The organism is Candidatus Acidulodesulfobacterium sp. H_13, from assembly GCF_048541835.1.
Classification (GTDB): Bacteria; SZUA-79; SZUA-79; order Acidulodesulfobacterales; family Acidulodesulfobacteraceae; genus QIJE01.
This window is the reverse complement of record NZ_JBLEOY010000001.1, coordinates 429104-448838: the sequence shown is the minus strand read 5'-3', so window position 1 is coordinate 448838 and position 19735 is coordinate 429104. Positions and strand designations below refer to the sequence as shown.

Genomic DNA, 19735 nt, shown 5'->3' with positions numbered 1-19735 from the left:
TAATAGTAATATTATATACATAATTATTTATGGCAGTACATTCTCTTGAATTCGAAAGACCTATAATTGAATTAGAGCAAAAGATAGAAGAACTTAAGGCTTTTAATCTTGGGGGCTTTGCCAATGTAGCCGACGAAATCGAAAATCTTGAAGCCAAAAAAGAAAAACTTATAAAGGACGTATTTAAAAATATCAACAACTGGCAGATTACTCAGTTGTCGAGGCATCCTCTCAGACCGTACACGTTAGATTATATAGGTTTAATAACGGAAAATTTTATCGAGCTTCACGGAGATAGACTTTTTATGGACGATAAAGCCGTAGTGGGGGGATTTTGTTTTATTAAAGGCGGCGGCGGAAAACTTGATAACCGGCAGAAAGTTCTTATAGTCGGACATCAGAAGGGTCGCAACACGAAGGACAAGATGTGCAGAAATTTCGGCATGCCCAACCCTGAAGGCTATAGAAAAGCTCAGAGGCTTTTTAAGCTTGCCGAAAAATATTCCATCCCCATAGTAACGTTAATAGACACTCCCGGGGCATATCCGGGTCTCGGAGCGGAAGAAAGGGGACAATCCGAGGCTATTGCAAGAACTATATATACCTTGTTAAATATTAATGTCCCCGTTTTATCTATAGTTATAGGGGAGGGGGGGAGCGGCGGAGCACTTGCTTTTGGAACCGGAAACTTAGTTTTAATGATGGAATACTCCATTTATTCCGTAATATCACCCGAAGGCTGCGCGTCTATTCTTTATAAAGACGTGTCTAAAACCGAGGATGCGGCAAATTCCTTAAAGCTTACCGCAAAAGAGCTTAACGAATCGGATATTATCGACGGTATAATACCGGAACCTCTTGGCGGCGCCCATAGAAACGCGCCTCTTGCCGCCGAAGCATTGAGAAAGGCTATTATAAAAAATCTTAAAAAACTTAAAGAATATAGCGGAGAAACCCTAAGGGACGAAAGGATCAAAAAATTTATAAATATAGCTAAATAAAAGAGGTTATGCTTGATCTATTTTGGAAGGCAATATGCTATGCGAAGGGGATAGTCTTATTTTTATTATAACCTTTATGTTTTAGATAGGAAATTGCATGCCGCCGAATCGTATGTGATTTTTTTATGTTTTTTAAAATGTAAACTTAAGAGGATATATTATTATAAAATGGCAGAGTATGTGGATATAGCTTATTTTCTTTCTAAAGACTTGATTTCTAAAAATTCGAGGGATGAGATTTATGAAAAAATTTCCGTTACCGTGGAAACATTCATAGAATGTGACCTGGTAACCGTCTTTATGTTAAATGAAGACACGGAGAAAATAAATTGTGTTAAATATTACGAAAACTCAGAATTTATTAAAAAAGATTTTGAAGTAATGGTTGGGGAGGGACTGATAGGTTCCGTCATAGAGAACGGAGAATCTTTAATCAGTAAAAATATCAAGAACGACCTATCCGATATATATTATGAATTGGAAAAACAATTTTCCGGCATGTTATCCCTGCTGAGCGTCCCGATATATGCGGGTTCTCTTGTTTTAGGTGCTTTAAATATCTATAAACGGGAGACTTACGAATTTTCGGAAGAAGAGGTAAAAATAGCCAAATTTATAGCTATGTTGGGCGGAATATTTATATATAGTCTCACCTTGTACGAGAACGCAAATCTCTTATATTTAAGACAGAAAGAAGAAAGCGGCAAGGTCGCCAACCTGTTGGAGGTCTCCAAGCTTGTTTCTTCTTCGTTGGATATTGCGAGCGTTATGGATTATTCCGTAAAAAGCTTGATGAATTTCACCAAAACGGATACGGCTTTAGTTTATTTTAAGGATAAAAGCAAAAATAAATTTTGCTACGAATTTTTTGATTGTAAAATGACCGGATGTTCCATATTCGGCGGTAATATTAATTGTTATACAATGACTAATTTCGAATGTCAGTTTATAAAATGTTCCGCCGAATCTAAAATATTATATAAATGCGCAGACTGTTCGTTCTTAAAGGATACGCCCTTAGAGTTGTTTAAGGGCTATATGAATCCCCCGTCCGTCGTTCCAGATTCTTTCCGGCTTTCCGATTGCAGCTGTTTAAAAAACCTAATCTCCGATTATCCGAGTATTTATTACTATAGTCAAAGTAATGATAAGGAGGGTACCGAAACGTTTTATTGCATGTTTAAAGATATCAAAAAAGAAACGTTTATAGGGATATCCATAAAAACGGATAAGGATTTTTTGGGCTTCATTTTTTTGTTAAGCGATAAAAAAATGGAGTATTCGTTGGAGGCGGTGGATTTCATGTCCGATATTTCCAGTATTATATCTATTGCGGCATACAATGTGCAGGTGTTGAATTATATAGAAGACGAGCATTTAGAGACCATAAATTCTATATCCGAGGCTATTAAAACCAGGGATACGTATACCGGAGCCCACGGCGGCAGGCTTATAAATTACGGGGCTTTAGTGGCTAAAAAATTAGGTTTAAGCGAAAATGAAATAAAAAATGTGAGGTATGCCGCCGTATTGCATGACGTAGGGAAAATCGGCATAAAGGATTCTATATTAAATAAACGCGAAAAATTGACCGGCGAAGAATATTCGGAGATTAAAAGACATCCGGAGATAGGATACAGCATGCTTAAAAAAATAAAATTTTTAAGCCATATAGCCAACGATGTACTGCACCATCAGGAAAGATACGACGGCAAGGGTTATCCTTGCGGGCTTGTGGGAGACGATATACCGGTCGTCTCCAGGATAATCGCCATTATAGACGCATTCGACGCTATGACGACCGACAGACCGTATAGAAAGGCTTTGCCGGTCAAGGTCGCCTTGGACGAGTTAGAAAAATATTCCGGAACCCAGTTTGACCCAAAAGTAGTCAACGCATTCCTGAATGTGTTAAAAATTATAGAACCCATTGAGCCTCTTGTCTATGATGAATCGTAAAAGTAAATTTGTAATGCTTCAGGGGACGTCGAGTTCTGCAGGCAAAAGCACGCTTACTGCCGGATTCCTGAGGTATTTTTCGGACAGGGGTATCAGCTGCTCGCCTTTTAAGCCGCAAAACATGTCCCTGAACAGTTTTGTCACGGAAGACGGTTTTGAAATTGCGGTTTCGCAGGTCGTTCAGTCTGAAGCGGCTTTTAAAAAGCCGATAAGGCAGATTAACCCCATTCTGATAAAGCCTGCGTCGGATTTAAAAATGCATCTTATAGTCGAAGGAAAATATTACGGCAATATGAATTTTAAAAAATATAACGGAGGAAAAGATTTTTTCCTTAAAAAAGCGATGGAGTCGTTTGAATTTTTAACCTCGGAAAACGAGTTGGTAGTACTTGAAGGAGCCGGAAGCCCCGCCGAAATAAATCTTTTTAAATATGATATAGCCAATATGGGTTTTGCCGGTGTTTACGATATTCCGGTGATTTTAGCGGCAGACATAGAAAGAGGTGGAGTTTTTGCCTCTATTTACGGAACGGTCAAACTTATTCCGCCAAAGTGGAGGAAGTTAATAAAAGGTTTTATTATAAATAAATTTAGGGGTGATGCGTCTATATTGGAACCCGGGATAAAATGTATGGAGCGAAGGCTTAAAATTCCGTGCCTTGGGGTGCTCCCTTATATTGAGAATCTTCATATAGAGGCGGAAGACAGCCTCGATTTAAAAAGTGCGGGCAGTTTCGGTAAAGGCAAAAACGAAGGCAGGCTGAAAATAGGCATAGTTCGCTTAGACCATATTTCAAATTTTAACGAATTTGATTCCCTTTTTTTTGATGATAGAATAGCCGTCAGGTTTTTTGACTGCGTTCCATCCGACGCGGATGAATTCGATATGATAATCATACCGGGATCCAAGTCGACCGTTTCGGATTTATCGAGCATTAAGAGGTCTAAAATTTTCGATTATATCAAAAAAATCGGTAGGCGCGGCGTTATTATGGGCATATGCGGGGGTTTTCAAATGATGGGAGAACGAATAGAAGACCCCATAGGTATAGAATCGGGCATAAGCATGACGGAGGGTTTTGGTTTTTTTAAGACGGTAACGGTATTATCCGAAGAAAAAATATTATTAAATCGGAAATATCGCTTTAATAACCCCGAATCTTCTTTAAGCGGATATGAGATACATAACGGGAGGACGTTTTTTGCCGAAGATTATTCGAGCGGAGATGCCTATACCGATTTATTTAAATCGGAAACGGTTAAAAAGTGCCGCGGTAATATTTTGCCCGAAAATGGAATTTTGTCTAAAGACGGTAAAAAAATAGGAACGTACGTTCATGGCTTATTCGGCAATATGGCATTCAAAAACTTTATAGTCGGCATTGCGGGTAAACATAAGAAGCTTGATCATAACGGAGGCAGGTTTAAAGATTACAATGCCGTTAAAGACGAAAGCTTTAATTTATTATCGAAAAACATAGAAAAATATGTCGATATTAAAACGCTGCGAGATAATATTATTGCTATTTAGAAGTGAACTACCCAACTGACAGGGGTTATTAAAACAGCTTCTTAGACGATAGATACGTTCCCAGAAAGCCGGAAATCAAGGCTATTATAAACACTGAAAGAATTTGCCATAAATCTAAAAAAATTATTTTAATATGAAAATATTCAAGAAAACCGTCAAATCCATAAAACATAAAGACCTTAAATATTAAAAAGAGAAGTAAAAAGGAGACCAAAAAGGATAAAGCCGCCCCTACCCCGCTTTCTATAAACATAGGTGCCCTGATGTAACCGTTCGTGGCTCCTATAAGCCTCAATATTTCTATTTCACCCTGCTTCCTGAGTATAATAAGTTTTATAGCGCTGTATGAAATGAAAATGGATAATATGAATAAGAATATAAAAATAATAAGCCCTATTACCTTCGTAAAAAAGATAAACTGTACGATTTTATTTTCAAGCATCTTATTATAGTAAACCGAATTAACGCTTTTTAAAGCCTTTAGTCGTAAATAAATATTAGATAAAAATATTTTACTCGTGGCGCTTTTTTTAAAATTAATTTTTATGAATGATGGCAGATAATTTGGGTTTATGTCTTTCAAAACAGATTTTATATGTTTTATTCTATTTTCCAAAAATTTCATAGAGGATTCATTGCTGTAATAAACCGCGCTTTTAACCCCTGAAATCTCCCTTATAAAATGCATGACGTTGTTTTTTTTAGAATTGTTCCTTAGAAACACTATCATCGTGTTCCGATTTTGGAAGAGATTCATATAGTTATATATATTGACGTAGCAAAGGAGGAAAAATAGCATTATGAAGAAAGAAAATGCCATTATTGCAAAAGCGAAAATGTTTCCCGCAATATTGGATTTAATGTTTGAAAGCGCTATCTTGAAATAATTTGTAAAATAATTAACTCTTTGTGATATCAATTACGCGCGCCCTTCCCATATTTATAAGATTTTTATTGTGCGTAGCCAGCATTACCGTAGTGCCTTTGTTATTAAAAGATTTTATTATATCCATGATAATTTTTGACGTGTCTTCGTCTAAGTTGCCGGTGGGTTCGTCCGCCAGAAGAACCTGCGGGTTTTGAACAAGCGCCCTTGCAATCGCGACCCGTTGCTGTTCCCCTCCGGACAAGGCAGTCGGAAACTCGTTTTTTTTCGTATAAAGTTCCACCGATTTTAATATTTCAGAGACGTTTTTTGTTATTATGCTGCCGAAAATTCCCGAGACCTCAAGCCCGAGGGCTACGTTTTGAAAGACGGTTTTATCGGGAAGAAGTTTAAAATCCTGAAACACGAAGCCTATCTTTCGTCTCAGAAAGGGTATGTCCTTCGGTTTTAAATCTTGCAGTGCCGCGTCCATGAATCTTATCGCCCCGTGGGTCGGTTTTTCTACGGCGGTTAACATTCTCAAGGTCGTTGTCTTGCCTGCGCCGGAAGGTCCGGTAATAAAGATAAATTCTCCTTTATCGACGGTAAAATTTAAATCCCTCAATATGTAATTTTTATCGTAATTTTTATATACGTGACTAAATTCTATTAAATGCATTTATTTATATTTAAAGATTCGTCTATATTTTTTTTAAGAGCGCAGGCCGTTTTTAACGGGTCTTCAGAGTTAGAAACCGCGCTTATTACAGCTACTCCATTTATGCCGCACGAGTCGAGGTCGGAAATGTTGCCGTCGTTTATACCGCCTATCGCTATGACAGGTATGTTCACGGCATTACATATATTTTTCAGTTCCCTGTGTTTTATTAGGCCTCCGGCATCGGACTTGGACGTCGTGTCGTAAACCGGCCCTACGCCTATATAATCCGCTCCCGCTTTTTCCGCAATAAGCGCCTGATTTAAATCGTCTACGCTGACGCCCAATATCAGACCGGGGAATAGTTTTTTTACTGTACATGCCGGAAAATCGTCCTGTCCCACGTGGACGCCGTCTGCTCCGGCTAAGTATGCTATGTCGGGTCTATCGTTTATTATAAAGAGGGGTTTTTCGGCTCTGCCCGGGTAAGAATTGCTTAAGATATTTTTTATAAAAATGCCGGAGCGATAAATATTGCCGGGCGTCATTTTTTTGTTTCTTAATTGCAATACATCGGCAAAAGAATCCAGGGCTATTTTAACAATATCCCCGAGATACTCCCTCTCTTCCGTCAGATTAAAATCTTTAGTTATTATTTGAAAAATAAATCTCTTCATTTTATTATTCATTATAATATTATATATCATATTTTTTCCAATAAAAATTTCTCTTGACAAAATATACGGCTAAAAATAGAATAAAAAACATTAAAGGAGGTGATAAATTTTGAAAAAGTTTACGGTGTTAGTTTTAGGAGTATTTTTGGCCGTATCGGTAGTAGCATTTTCCGGTTGCGCCAAGAGTAAACCGGCGCCAAAAGCCCCCACGGCTCCGGTCGCGGCAGCTACGAAGGCTCCCGCAGCAAAGAAGGTTACTGCTAAAAAAGCGGCAGCTACGAAGGCTCCCGCAGCAAAGAAGGTTACTGCTAAAAAAGCGGCAGCTACGAAGGCTCCCGCAGCAAAGAAGGTTAAAAGCTAAGGTTTTAAGCGTATAATTTTCTGCCCGTTTTTCTATGCTAACGTAAATTGCATGGAATGCGGGCTAATTTATTAAGTGAAGGGAAAGATGGTATTTTTAGCTGCACATTATCCCCCCGTGCGTATCGCATCATCCTATAAATATAAACAAGTGAACCTTCGAAAAAAGTATCCTCTTGTTGCGGAAAGGCTTGCCTATTATAAAAAAGAAACCTCTTTTTTATCTTCTAAAATTTTAAAAATGAAAAAGGATATTTTGGATTTAAGAGATAAAATAAAGATGGCTTCGCATAGGGTAAGGATAGTAAAAAATAAGATTAAAGAAGACGATACAACTATAAGAAAGCTTATAAGGAGAATATTTTTCTTTCAGAAAGAATACGATTCAGTGAAATTATCGTCTTTTAAAAACAATGCCGATTATTTTGTTTTAAATTATCAAATGAAAGACGTTATCGACAGGGAGGAGGGAATACTGTCGAAATTAGCGGTGCGCAAAAATAAACTGCTAAAAATAAAAGAATACTTAAGTAAAGAGAAAATTATTTTCATATCCGCAAAAAACGGTTTTAAAAGCTCCAGAAAAAAAATAAAGAGTTTAATAGGAGAAATAAATAATTACATAAAAGTTTTAAAAACAAAATATATAACGGAAGATAAAAAGAATAGATTTTTAAAGCATAAAGTTATAAAATTAATCCATAATTTAAATAAAAACTCCAAAAAAGATGATATAACATTCACTATACTGAGGTAAACTATGGGCAAATTTTTAAGCGGTTTAAAATATTTTTCAACATTTTTATTATTGTCTTGTATGCTTGCTGTATTTTTGGGAAACGGAAAAATATCTTTTGCCGAAACGGTAAAGGCTTCGCCGAACGGGGAAATTTTGACAGGAAATTCGCTTAAAAATTTGAGGCTTTTCTCAAGGGTATATACCTTAATAAAAAATAATTACATAAAGAAAGAGAGCTCTAAAAAGCTTATATTTGGCGCAATAGAAGGAATGACAGCGACCCTTGACCCTCATACCTATTTTCTTACGCCGGACGAATTTAGGCAAATGAAGTCGGAAACAACGGGTGAATATGTCGGTTTGGGGATTGAAATTTCCCAAAAAGATAACTATATAGTAATAATTGCACCGATTGACGGGACCCCCGCCGCTAAGGCCGGCATTAAAGCCGGAGATATCGTAGAAAAAATTAACGGTATTTCGACATATAACATGAATATCATGAAAGCAGTCGGTCTTTTGCACGGCAGAGACGGTACGAGCGTAAAACTTTTAATAGGACGAAAAGGGTTTAAGCACCCGAAGGTCTTTAATATCACCAGGGAAAGAATAAAGTTGAAAAGCGTAAAATATATGATTCTTCCCGGACATATAGGCTATATCAGGATTTCAAGCTTTCAGGAACACACTAATATTCAGCTTTTAAGGGCATTAAAGATAATAAGACTAAAAGAGCACGGGATTAAGGGTTTAATAATAGACCTGAGAAACAATCCTGGCGGGTTATTGAACGAAGCCGTCAAGGTCTGTAGTGATTTTATAAAAAGCGGCGTAATAGTTTATACCAAGGGAAGAATAAAATCTCAGGACGTAAAATATTATGCATCGGGAAGGCGCGTCGTCCCGGAGTATCCGATTATAGTAATTGTTAATGCCGGAACGGCAAGTGCCGCCGAAATAACTGCAGGGAGTCTGCAGGCGCATAAGAGGGCTATAGTAGTCGGAACCGAAACGTTTGGAAAGGGATCCGTGCAGACGGTTTATACCCTGCCGGACGGTGCGGGTATGGGGCTTACTACGGCTTTTTATTTTCTCCCTAACGGCGTTTCGGTTCAGGATACGGGTATTACGCCCAATTTTATTGTTCGCAGTTCCAAGGATTTTGTATTTTTAAAACACCTGAAGCGATTGAGAGAGATAGATTTGAGGCATCATTTTAAAAATCCGGAAAGCGGCAGGCTGAAGGTGAAGCCCGCATATAAAACTTTTAAGGTTTATTTTAAAAAAGACAATCAGTTCAGATTTGCCTATGAACTTCTTAGAAGTTGGAATATCCTTAGGAAGGGCATAGGAGTAAAATAAACTTGGCGAATAATAAAGGTAATAAAACAGGATATAGAATTAAGATTTTTTTGACCGTATCGATTTTTTTGCTTCTGCTTTTTCTATCTATTTTTATTTATTACGGGTTTATATTTAAACCGGCAAAGATTCTTTCAAAAAAATATTATTCCGAACGCAAGCAATTTAACGAAACTGCATTAAAAATAAAGGAATATAAAAAATATCCGATAAAAGCCTTTAAAATCTTTTTTAAGAAAACCTTAAAAAACCTTAATATATCGAAGAGCAATATTATAATTCAGAATATTAGTTTGATAGTTAAACCTCCGGTTAATTCCGGCAAAGATTTAAAAGCGCTTCACGTAAATTTTTTGAAATTTAATATTCTTATATCAAAAAAAACAAGATTTGATGTAATAGAAAAAAAATTAGAAAACGAATTCGAGCGGTTCGTAATTCCATCCGAAGCCCCTATAAGCTATTATTTATATGACGTAAAAAATAATTGTTTATGTATCTATGTTTATGATAAGACGAAACTGTTTTTAAAGGTGCTCTTTATAGTGAAAGGGCTTGATAACAGCGGTTTCGAATCTGTGAGAGAGTACGTGAATTCCCCCAAGATTGCCTTGGATATCGACGACATAGGATACGACACGTTATATATAAATAAGCTGATTTCGCTTCATACACCTATAACGTTTGCTATATTTCCATACGCCCCTTATTCTAAAGAGATAGATTTGGAGCTTCATAAAGCGGGATACGAAACAATCCTGCACATACCTATGGAGCCTGTTAATACACTGCTTTTTCCCGGCGACGGAGCCTTGTATATTCATATGAATAAGAAAGAGATAAGAAGAAAAATTTTGACCGATATAGGCATGCTTCCGTTTATAGACGGGGCAAACAATCATGAGGGGTCGATGTTTACGTCCGATAGAAAAAAAATTTGCGATGCTATTTCGGTTTTTAAAGATAAAAAAATGTTTTTCATGGACAGTTTTACGGATATAGACAGTTATGCTTACCGATGTGCCATAGAAAAGGGTCTTCCGTCGGCTCGAAGGGATGTTTTTCTCGACGACAAGCCTTCTGTCGGATATATAAAAAATCAGATTGAGATTGCCACATATCTGGCGGATAAATTTAAAAGGGTTATAGTTATAGGGCATCCGAGACCCGATACGGTTAAGGTCCTAATGCGCGAAATACCGAAGCTTAAAAAAGCCGGGTATATGTTCGTTCCGTTGTGTGAATTTTTGAGGTAGATTTTTATGAAAGATTTTAAAGAAAGGGTTATAATTGCTTTAGATTACGATGATTTGAGTTCAATTAGACGCCTTGTTGAAAGGCTTAAAGGAGAGGCTTATTTCTATAAAATAGGCTCGGAAGCATTTACGTCCTGCGGAATTAACGGGATAGACTTAATAAAGGATTGCGGCGGAAAAATATTTCTCGATCTTAAATTTCATGATATACCCAATACCGTGTACAGGGCCGTCAAGTCTGCAGGAAAATTAGGCGTAGACATAATTAACGTTCATGCCTCCGGGGGCGTTAATATGATGAGAGCGGCAAAAAGGGGCGCCGAAGAAGCGTCGAATATAACCGGTAAAAATATCGACGTCATTGCCGTAACGGTATTAACCAATCTGTCCGATGCAGATATAAATCGGATATTTTACAATTTTGAAGATGAGAATAATGCCTCCGGCGGGCTTGGCAGAAATATCGTCTCCGATTTAGCCCTGCATCTTGCAAAATCGGCTAAGATTTCCGGTTTAGACGGGGTCGTATGTTCCGGGCATGAATCGCTGAGGATAAAAAATATTTTAGGCGGCGACTTTAAGACGATAACCCCCGGAATAAGGCTTAAATCCTTTAATGATAAAAATATAGATGCCGCCAAGACCACCCCGATGGACGATCAGAAAAGGGTGATGACGCCGTCTGCGGCTTTTAATTCGGGAGCGGATTATATCGTCGTGGGAAGAGAAATAACCGCCGCGGCAAATCCGGCGGATGCCTTGCAGAATATCTATTACGATATTGAAAATAACTGTAAATGAGAATCGTCTGCGGTTATTTTAGCGGCAGTCCCCGGCAATTTTCTAAATACGGTAAATAATATAATAAAATGGGGAGTAAAAATATGATTTTAACCGTTTACGGCGTAAATACCCTTAAAGAAGCGATTCTTTCGGGGAATTTGAAGAGGGGCGGTGAAATATGCGTCAGCGAAAAAAAACGGAGAAACGGAAAGATTGATAAAGACCTAATAAAACTCCTCAAGGATAAAAATATCAATATTGTTACGAAAAATGATAATACATTTATAAAATATTTCGGGAAAGAAGCCCTTGTGAAGGGTATTGCCGCAAATATCGAATATACGGAAAAGGTTTACGAAAAATTATTCGACGAGGCAAACGCCGGCAGTTCTTCACAGTCTATGCCCTTATATTTAATTCTTGACGAGATTACCGATCCTCAGAATTTAGGTTCTATAATCAGGACAGCAAACTGTGTCGGTGTTTCGGGGATTATATTGCCGAAGTCCAATTCTGTTTTTATAACGCCCTCGGTAGCATATGTTTCTCAAGGCGCATTATTTTACGTGAACATGACGAGGGTGGTAAATATCTCGCGTACCATTAGGGATTTAAAGGAGCGCGGCATCTTGGTTGTCGGGCTTTCAAACGAATCGGAGGATACTATTTACGAGACGGATTATAACGTGCCGGTCGCTGTCGTAATCGGCTCCGAGGGGAGGGGTCTAAGGAGATTGACCATAGAAAAATGCGAAAAGGTTTTGAAAATTCCAATGGCAGGCAATATAAATTCTTTAAATGCATCCGTCAGTTTTGCCGTTACGGCTTACGAAATTATAAGGCAGAGAAAAACGGATTAAAAATTAACTTGACTTTATTTATGCGGTAGTATAGACTTAGTAAATTAGCTTGTTTGTCTAGCTGTTTAGGCAAAAAGCACAATTTTAATAAATAGCTGCTGTTTTTATGGCAGCTTAAGATGTAAGGAGAAGTTAAGTATGAGGTACCAAGGGAAAGTGAAATGGTTTAACGACAGCAAAGGTTTTGGTTTTATCGAACAGGAAGACGGACCGGATGTTTTTGTCCATTATTCTGCGATTTCGCAGGACGGCTTCAAGACCCTGACAGAGGGACAGAAAGTAGAATTCGAAATTACCAACGGCGCGAAGGGGCCCCAAGCTATCAACGTAACGAAGGGTTAATCTTTAATTTATTGTTTTAAGCGGTGTATAAGATCTACTTGCGTTAAATACCACACTACAAATTCACTATCCTTTGCGGAAAAGTAATGATAGCAAGCGAATAAGAGTATACCGTTTTAAGAGTTTGACCATTTAGAAATCATTTACCCCAGTAAATAAACTAAATTTATTGGGGTTTTTTTGTTTTAAAAGCAAACTTGTTTTGTTAAGTTTTAGCTTTAATAATGGAGGAAAATAATTGAATTTTCAAGATAAAATAAGAAATATAGCGGTGGTTGCCCATGTAGATCACGGAAAAACCACTCTCATTAATAAAATGCTCAAGGAGAACGTAAGCAAAAGGGACTCGGATGCCTTGCCGGATAGGGCAATGGATAGCGATGAGTTAGAGAAGGAGAGGGGAATAACCATTCTCTCCAAATGCACGGGCATAAAATTTAGAGATTATAGAATCAATATAGTGGATACTCCGGGGCACGGAGATTTCGGCAGCGAAGTCGAAAGGATTCTAACTATGGTGGACGGAGTGCTGCTTCTTGTAGATGCTCTCGACGGCCCCATGCCGCAGACCAGATTTATTTTAAAAAAATGTTTCGAATATAAATTACATATAGTGCTCGTGATAAATAAGATAGATAGACCCAGCGCAAGACCGGAGGAAGTTCTTGAGATGGTTTACGATTTATTTCTTGAACTTGGAGGAGAGGACGTAGATTTGGATTTTCCGGTCATTTATTCCTCTGCAAAAGAGGGCTACGCAATAAAAGATTTGAGCATTAAAGAAGACGACAGGCATAAAAGCGGGTTAAATGCACTCTTTGAATCTATAATAGAGTTCATACCGCCCCCCTCCATCTCAAACGGATCTAATCTCGAATTTTTGGTTATAAGCATAGGGCGGGACGATTTTCTCGGAGCAACCGCCATAGGCGTAGTAAAGTCGGGAAAGCTTAGGGTAATGGATCAGGTGTATTTATATAATGTCAAGGATGAATTAATTAAAGCAAAGCCCACCAAGATGTTTTTATTCGACGGGCTTAAGCGATTGGAAACGGAAGAAATTAACGAAGGCGATATTGCGCTTGTGACAGGGCTCGCGGGGGTAAGCGCCGGAGATTATATTGTAAACGGAAAACCGGATCATCCGCTGCAGAGAATAAAGATAGACGAACCTGTCATTCTTATAAATTTTATAGTTAATAAAAGTCCTTTTTGCGGAAAAGAAGGAAAGCTCGTTACTACAAGGCAGCTAAGGGAACGGTTGTATAAAGAGGTATCTAACAACGTAGGGCTAAAGGTTATGGATACGGGAGACGAAACGGTATTCGATGTTTACGGCAGGGGACTCCTGCATCTCTCCATTTTGATAGAAAAAATGAGAAGGGAGGGGTTTGAATTTGCTATTTCTAAGCCTAAAGGCGTAATAAAAGAGATAGGGGGAAAGAAAATGGAGCCCTATGAACTTTTATATATTACCATAAAAAATGATTTCACCGGCTCCGTACTTGAAAGACTTTCTTCCATGAAGGGCAATTTGGTAGATATGACGAAGGACGATAAAGATAATACGTATCTCGAATTTATTATTCCATCACGAAGCATAATGGGGTTCCATAATGAATTTTTGACCATGACTAAGGGTACCGGAACGATGAACCATAATTTTTATAAATTTGACGAATATGCCTTTGACATATCCCCAAGGAAAAATGGAGTAATGGTGTCCATGGGGGGCGGAACGGCTAATTCATATGGTTTATTTAACCTTCAGGAGAGGGGTGTCCTTTTTATCGCTCCCCAAGACGAGGTTTACGAAGGTATGATAATAGGCATTCATTCTAAGCCGGGAGATATCTCCGTGAATCCGTGCAAGAGGAAGCAGCTTACAAATATGAGGTCGAAGGCTTCCGACGAAATGATAGCGTTAACGACTCCGGTAAGGCTTACTATTGAATATGCCATGGAGTTTATAGAGGACGACGAGCTTGTAGAATTTACTCCGAAATCTATTCGTCTGAGAAAAAAAATATCATCCGAAACCGACCGTAAAAAAAAATCCAGAGGGCTTCTTAAGGTATAATATAAATATTATATAGCGTAAATTGCAAACAATAATATAGGATAGGCATAGGATGAGAGTTAAAGTTTGTGCTGTTCAGATGCTGCCCTCAAAGAATAAAGATTCGTCGATTAAAAAAGCCGTAGATTTTTTATTGATGGCATCTAAAAACAATGTTAATATAATCTGTTTTCCGGAACTTTTTTTATTAAGTTGGTTTTTGCAGGATAACGATGAAGATAAAATAAAAAATAATCTTGAAGCGGCAGAGGATTTTAACGGCAGGACCATAAGTATTTTTAAAGAACAGGCTATGAAATTCAATATGGTTATCATAGTCCCTTTTTTTGAAAAATCAGGAAATTATTATTATAACAGCTCCGCCGTTATAAGCGAAAAGGGAGTTCTTTTAGGCATTTATAGAAAAGTTCACATTCCGAACGTTGAATATTATTTTGAAAAATCCTATTTTTCAAACGGAAACGATTTTCCGGTTTTCAAAACAAGTTTCGGGACCATCGGTATTCAAATGTGCTGGGATAATTTTTATCCCGAATCTTCCAGGATATTATCCTTAAAAGGGGCGGAAATTATTTTTGCCCCCACAGCATCTGCATTCAATACTAACGGAAAATGGTTTTTGGCCATTTCCGCAAATGCTTTTTTAAACGGCGTTTACGTCCTTAGGGTAAATAAGGTCGGCAGGGATAAGTCGCTTGATTTTTACGGGAAGTCGTTTTGCATAGCGCCGGACGGCAATATGATAGATGATTTTGCGGGTATAAACGAATGTGCTCTTATTTACAATATAGACACTAAGGAAATAGAAAACGCAAGAAGAAGATGGCCGTTTATTGAAAACCGCTCTAAGGACGCTTATAAAGATATTATTAATTATTAATAAAAAAATAAAATTTAGATATTTTTTTATGGAAGTAAACCTCCTTGATCTGAAAGAATTTATGAAGACCGGGGCTCGAACGTTATCCAAATATATTATCGAAGAAATGTTCGATATGCATTCACGGGTTTCTCAGACTGTCTGGGATAGAAAAATGTTTGACGACGAGTTAAAAAGAGAAGGTTCCGGCTTTATAATATGTTATTCGGGTGGATCAGGAGAAAATACCACAAAATTGGCAGGGGAAGCATGCGCCGGAAGAATCGTTTCGTCCTCCGGGGAATGCTTGGATATCCGTCCGGATATGACATTTGATTTGTGTTCTGCCATTATTGGATTTTTCATATTTTATAACGTCATAGACGAGATGCACATACTTGACATAACGGTATCGGCGGATATGCAATCGAAAGGCATAGGTTCTTTAATGATGGGTTATGTTATAAATAAATACGGAAATATCGGTGTAAAATATTTTTTATTGGAAACAAGGGTTTCTAACACAAGGGCCATAAATCTCTACAAGAAATTTGGTTTTAAGATATTTATGTCGAGAAAGCGTTATTATGATGACAACGGAGAGGACGCTCTATGCATGGTAAAAAAATTATAAGCGAAAGATGTGAAATAACGGTTAACCGGAGGATAAAAGATACTGAAGGAACTTATATCTTAAGGCTTAAAAACCGTTTTATAGCATCGAACTACAAGCCCGGACAGTTTGTTATGATAAAATCCGACCTGAATAATTTTAATCCGCTTCTTGGCAGGCCGTTTTCCGTTTTTAATAAATTTAACGATTATGAATTCGAAGTTTTATATAAGGTCGCAGGGGTTTCCACGGAAGCATTAAGCAAAATGCGTGAAGGAGATTTTTTAGACCTGACGGGTCCGTTAGGGAACGGATTTAATCTTAATTCTGGAAAAACTCATGTGTTAATTGCCGGAGGCATCGGCATTGCACCGCTATATTCCATTTCGGATTATATTTGCGGCAACAAGGACGATCGTAATGATAAGATAGTTTTATACTATGCCGCAGGCAAGGCGGAAGACCTTTACTTCCGGTATAGTATCCATTCAAAATTTGACGAAGTCTATTTTGCGACGGACGATGGGTCGTTCGGATTTAAAGGGAATGTCATTGAACTGCTCAATAAAAATATTGCCGATTATACCGCAGGAGATGTTTCGTTTTACGCCTGCGGACCTAAACCCATGCTTAACGCTCTTATTTCAAAGTTTTCCGTATCCGGTCTATCAAGCAATTTACAAATGTCCATAGAAGAGGGTTTCGGGTGCGGTGTGGGTGTCTGTCTCGGATGCGCGGTAAAGATAAAGGCGGAGCACACGGACGGTTTTGAGTATAAGAGGGTTTGTAAGGACGGGCCTGTTTTTTATGCCGACGAGATTTACGGGGAAAACATAAAAAGAGCGGATGCGGTCAAGCCGGTGAGGATAGATGTTTCCGCTCATCGGGAAATAGATCTTTCCGTAAGACTCGGGGGATTAATTCTTGATTATCCGGTTATGCCGGCATCCGGCACATTCGGATACGGAGAGGAATTTGCTGATATCGTAGATTATACATATTTCGGCGCATTGGTATCTAAGGGCATTTCGCTAAATCCGTCCATGGGGAACACTATGCCGAGGATTTGCGAATCGTCATGCGGTTTAATCAATTCCATAGGGCTTCAAAATGTCGGATTTAAAAGGTTTAGAGACGATAAACTGCCTTTCTTGAAGAAATTTAAAAAACCGGTGATAGTGAATTTTTTCGGAAGCAGTGTCGAAGAGTATATCGAACTGGCGAAAAGGCTGTCGAGACTTCACGGTATCGATGCATTGGAGGTAAATATTTCGTGTCCTAACGTCAAGGAAGGCGGAAGGGCTTTCGGCTCCGATCCCGAGATTGTATATGAATTAGTTTCGTCGGTAAGAGAAGCGGTAGGCGATAAAATGTCGTTAATAGTAAAGCTGACCCCCATGGTAAGCAATATATCTTTGATTGCCGAGGTTTGTGAAAAGGCGGGGGCAGACGTTATATCGCTGATAAACACGATTCCGGCGGCTAAGATTGACATAGAGACAAAGAAATTCAGTTTAGGCAATGGTTTTGGGGGATTATCTGGACCGGCCGTTAAGCCTATTGCAATTAAACTCGTTAGCGACGTATATAACAGTGTCAGGATTCCGGTTATAGGGATGGGCGGGATAAGTTCGTGGGAGGATGCGGCAGAGTTTTTTCTTGCGGGGGCTACCGCTGTTTCGGTAGGGACATATTCCTTTATAAATCATAAAATTATTCCCGAAATAGTAGAGGGATTAAAAAATTATCTAATCCGGAGCGGATTTGACAATATTTACGGATTAATAGGGCTTGCAAACAGATAAAATATTTAATAATATTTAAAGATGATTATATATTTACCGATAGCGTTATCTTCAGCGCTTTTAATAATTTTGATAGTTTCCGTGATATTTTTCTTAAAATACACCGGCATACTCAGGAACCGTTACGAAGACATTATTTCGGCAAGTTCGATTGAGAAAGATGCCATTATTAAAAAGTACATAGTATTTGAAGAGGAGATAAAGGCGTTAAGGGAACGATTTGACAGAACGAATATTGCGTTAAGAGATTCTAATATGCTGGCGGAGAAACTTAGGGGAGAAAATAAGGATCTCTATATTCGCACTTCCGGATTGGTCGCCGATAATAAAAATTTGAAAGAAAAGATAGAAAATCAGAAAAATGATTACGAATTGAGGTTGGCAGAACAAAAGCATGAATTTTTCGACCTTGAAAACAGATTTAAGGATGCTTTCGAGAACCTGTCTTCAAAAATGCTCGATGATAAGAGTAAAAAATTTACGGAGATTAACAGGGAAAGTATTTACGGCATATTAAATCCCCTTTCGGAGAAAATTAATGAATTTCAAAAGAGAGTTGAAGAAACCTACGATAAAGAGTCTAAACAGAGATTTTCGCTGCAAGCGGAAATAGGCAAACTCGTAGAGACCGAGAGTACGATGAAACGTACGGCCGATAATCTGACTACTGCGCTGAAAGGTACAGCTAAGGTTCAGGGCGATTGGGGAGAGATGATATTAGAAAAGCTGTTAGAAGATTCTGGTCTCATTAAGGACACCCACTATGAAATTCAAAAAACGTTAGAAACATCTGATGAAACGGAGGGTACAATTAAACTAAGGCCCGACGTTATAGTCCATTTTCCGCAAAAAAGGGATTTGATAATAGATTCCAAGGTATCTTTAACCGATTACGAAAGATATATCAATTCTGAGAGCCATAACGGATACGGCGGTTCAAACACCGATGTCGGCAAAGATAAAGACAGATTTTTAAAGTCTCATATAAATTCCATCAAAAAACATATAAACGAGTTAAGCGAAAAGAATTATTCGGGATTGTTAGGGGCAAACAGCCTTGATGCCGTTGTTATGTTTATACCGATAGAATTTTCTTATACTGTCGCCATAAACTACGACAGAGATCTTTTAACATATGCTTACAGCAGAAATATTGTCATTGCAACCCCGTCTATTATTATGCTTATTCTGAGAATAGTTTCCAGTCTTTGGATTCACGAGAAGAGCATGAAAAACGCATACGATATAATGAAGATTGCCGGAAACCTTTACGATAAATTTTGTTCCTTCAGCAAAAGCATGGAGGATATAGGAAAGAACCTGGAAAAGACAAGGGATGCTTACGAAGAGTCGAGAAGTCGGCTTTCTACCGGAAGAGGAAATATAATGGGCAGATTTGATAAAATCAAGAAATTAGGAGCAAAAGTTACTAAATCGCTTGACGAAGATAAATTTGACGGCGAAGAGATAGAAACCGATGTAACCTATATAGACGAATAGCCGGCATCAAGTTCGCTGTCCGCCTTAATGACGGATTCTTCCATTTCCTTTCTGTATTTTTTTAGTTTTTGAGTAAGGGAACTATCGCATATCGCAAGAATAGAGACTGCCAGAATGGCGGCATTGGAAGCCCCGCTTTTCCCTATGGCGGTCGTGCCTACGGGAATTCCAGTCGGCATCTGAACTATCGATAAAAGGCTGTCAAGTCCGTTAAGGGCGGAGGCATTCAGCGGTACTCCGATAACCGGAAGAACAGTCAGGGCAGAAACGATACCGGGCAGGTGAGCGCTCATTCCGGCAGCGGCTATTATAACCTTTGTTCCGTTCTTTTCTGCGGATTCGACAATCTCCATAGTTCTTTTCGGTGTCCTATGAGCCGATGTGATGTGCAGTTCGAATGAAACGTCGAATTTTTTTAGGAGTTGGACACACCCCTCTATTTCACTTAAATCATTTTTAGAGCCTATAAGAATTAAAACATCCAT

The 19735-nt window shown here is 38.3% G+C and carries 19 protein-coding genes; 15 read left to right on the top strand and 4 right to left on the bottom strand.

Annotation, left to right across the window (positions count from 1 at the left end; translation table 11 throughout):
- Positions 1–29: 29 nt before the first annotated feature.
- The 3 genes from ACMCNP_RS02235 (at position 30) to ACMCNP_RS02225 (ending at position 4491) form a co-directional block, all read left to right on the top strand.
- A complete protein-coding gene (locus ACMCNP_RS02235; RefSeq protein WP_419313240.1) occupies positions 30–1001 on the top strand; it encodes an acetyl-CoA carboxylase carboxyltransferase subunit alpha in 972 nt (323 codons plus the stop codon).
- Positions 1002–1169: 168 nt separating this feature from the next.
- Positions 1170–2960: an HD domain-containing phosphohydrolase gene (locus ACMCNP_RS02230; protein WP_419313237.1), complete on the top strand. Its 1791-nt coding sequence runs from the start codon at positions 1170–1172 to the stop codon at positions 2958–2960.
- Positions 2947–4491 (top strand): cobyric acid synthase, encoded by a 1545-nt coding sequence (locus ACMCNP_RS02225; RefSeq protein WP_419313234.1) that lies wholly within the window; start codon positions 2947–2949, stop codon positions 4489–4491. The genes ACMCNP_RS02230 and ACMCNP_RS02225 overlap by 14 nt, the downstream gene beginning before the upstream one ends.
- 28 nt (positions 4492–4519) lie before the next feature.
- Here ACMCNP_RS02225 and ACMCNP_RS02220 read toward each other — a convergent pair whose 3' ends face one another.
- The 3 genes from ACMCNP_RS02220 to thiE form a co-directional block, all read right to left on the bottom strand.
- On the bottom strand, positions 4520–5221 hold the full coding sequence (locus ACMCNP_RS02220) for a cell division protein FtsX (RefSeq protein WP_419313231.1): 702 nt from the start codon (positions 5219–5221) through the stop codon (positions 4520–4522).
- A gap of 169 nt (positions 5222–5390) precedes the next feature.
- On the bottom strand, positions 5391–6035 hold the full coding sequence (ftsE, locus tag ACMCNP_RS02215) for a cell division ATP-binding protein FtsE (protein ID WP_419313228.1): 645 nt from the start codon (positions 6033–6035) through the stop codon (positions 5391–5393).
- Positions 6026–6691 carry a thiamine phosphate synthase gene (gene thiE / locus ACMCNP_RS02210; RefSeq protein ID WP_419313225.1) on the bottom strand — a complete coding sequence of 222 codons (666 nt, stop codon included), beginning with the start codon at positions 6689–6691 and terminating at the stop codon, positions 6026–6028. Before thiE ends, ftsE begins: the two co-directional genes overlap by 10 nt.
- 109 nt (positions 6692–6800) lie before the next feature.
- Between thiE and ACMCNP_RS02205 the strand changes: the two genes are divergently transcribed.
- From ACMCNP_RS02205 to ACMCNP_RS02150, 12 genes are all read left to right on the top strand, one after another.
- Complete coding sequence (locus ACMCNP_RS02205) at positions 6801–7052, top strand: hypothetical protein (RefSeq protein WP_419313222.1); 252 nt, start codon at positions 6801–6803, stop codon at positions 7050–7052.
- Positions 7053–7139: 87 nt separating this feature from the next.
- Positions 7140–7808: a hypothetical protein gene (locus ACMCNP_RS02200; RefSeq protein WP_419313219.1), complete on the top strand. Its 669-nt coding sequence runs from the start codon at positions 7140–7142 to the stop codon at positions 7806–7808.
- A gap of 3 nt (positions 7809–7811) precedes the next feature.
- Positions 7812–9152 (top strand): S41 family peptidase, encoded by a 1341-nt coding sequence (locus tag ACMCNP_RS02195; RefSeq protein WP_419313216.1) that lies wholly within the window; start codon positions 7812–7814, stop codon positions 9150–9152.
- 2 nt (positions 9153–9154) lie between these two features.
- Positions 9155–10408 (top strand): divergent polysaccharide deacetylase family protein, encoded by a 1254-nt coding sequence (locus ACMCNP_RS02190; protein ID WP_419313214.1) that lies wholly within the window; start codon positions 9155–9157, stop codon positions 10406–10408.
- Positions 10409–10414: 6 nt separating this feature from the next.
- Positions 10415–11209, top strand: a complete 795-nt coding sequence (gene pyrF / locus ACMCNP_RS02185) for an orotidine-5'-phosphate decarboxylase (RefSeq protein ID WP_419313211.1) — start codon at positions 10415–10417, stop codon at positions 11207–11209.
- Between the two features lie 83 nt (positions 11210–11292).
- Entirely contained in the window at positions 11293–12051 is a 759-nt protein-coding gene (rlmB, locus tag ACMCNP_RS02180) for a 23S rRNA (guanosine(2251)-2'-O)-methyltransferase RlmB (RefSeq protein ID WP_419313208.1), read from the top strand.
- A 138-nt stretch (positions 12052–12189) separates the two neighbouring features.
- Positions 12190–12393 carry a cold shock domain-containing protein gene (locus ACMCNP_RS02175; protein ID WP_419313205.1) on the top strand — a complete coding sequence of 68 codons (204 nt, stop codon included), beginning with the start codon at positions 12190–12192 and terminating at the stop codon, positions 12391–12393.
- Positions 12394–12631: 238 nt separating this feature from the next.
- Positions 12632–14473 carry a translational GTPase TypA gene (gene typA, locus ACMCNP_RS02170; RefSeq protein WP_419313203.1) on the top strand — a complete coding sequence of 614 codons (1842 nt, stop codon included), beginning with the start codon at positions 12632–12634 and terminating at the stop codon, positions 14471–14473.
- A gap of 52 nt (positions 14474–14525) precedes the next feature.
- On the top strand, positions 14526–15353 hold the full coding sequence (locus tag ACMCNP_RS02165; RefSeq protein ID WP_419313200.1) for a nitrilase-related carbon-nitrogen hydrolase: 828 nt from the start codon (positions 14526–14528) through the stop codon (positions 15351–15353).
- Positions 15354–15381: 28 nt separating this feature from the next.
- Entirely contained in the window at positions 15382–15966 is a 585-nt protein-coding gene (gene rimI, locus ACMCNP_RS02160; RefSeq protein ID WP_419313197.1) for a ribosomal protein S18-alanine N-acetyltransferase, read from the top strand.
- Positions 15945–17750 (top strand): dihydroorotate dehydrogenase, encoded by a 1806-nt coding sequence (locus ACMCNP_RS02155; RefSeq protein WP_419313194.1) that lies wholly within the window; start codon positions 15945–15947, stop codon positions 17748–17750. The genes rimI and ACMCNP_RS02155 overlap by 22 nt, the downstream gene beginning before the upstream one ends.
- Positions 17751–17771: 21 nt before the next feature.
- Positions 17772–19250, top strand: coding sequence for a DNA recombination protein RmuC (locus ACMCNP_RS02150; RefSeq protein ID WP_419313191.1), 1479 nt, complete (start codon positions 17772–17774; stop codon positions 19248–19250).
- On the opposite strand, the gene purE is transcribed toward ACMCNP_RS02150, so the two are convergent.
- Positions 19235–19735: a 5-(carboxyamino)imidazole ribonucleotide mutase gene (gene purE / locus ACMCNP_RS02145; RefSeq protein ID WP_419313188.1), complete on the bottom strand. Its 501-nt coding sequence runs from the start codon at positions 19733–19735 to the stop codon at positions 19235–19237. The genes ACMCNP_RS02150 and purE overlap by 16 nt on opposite strands.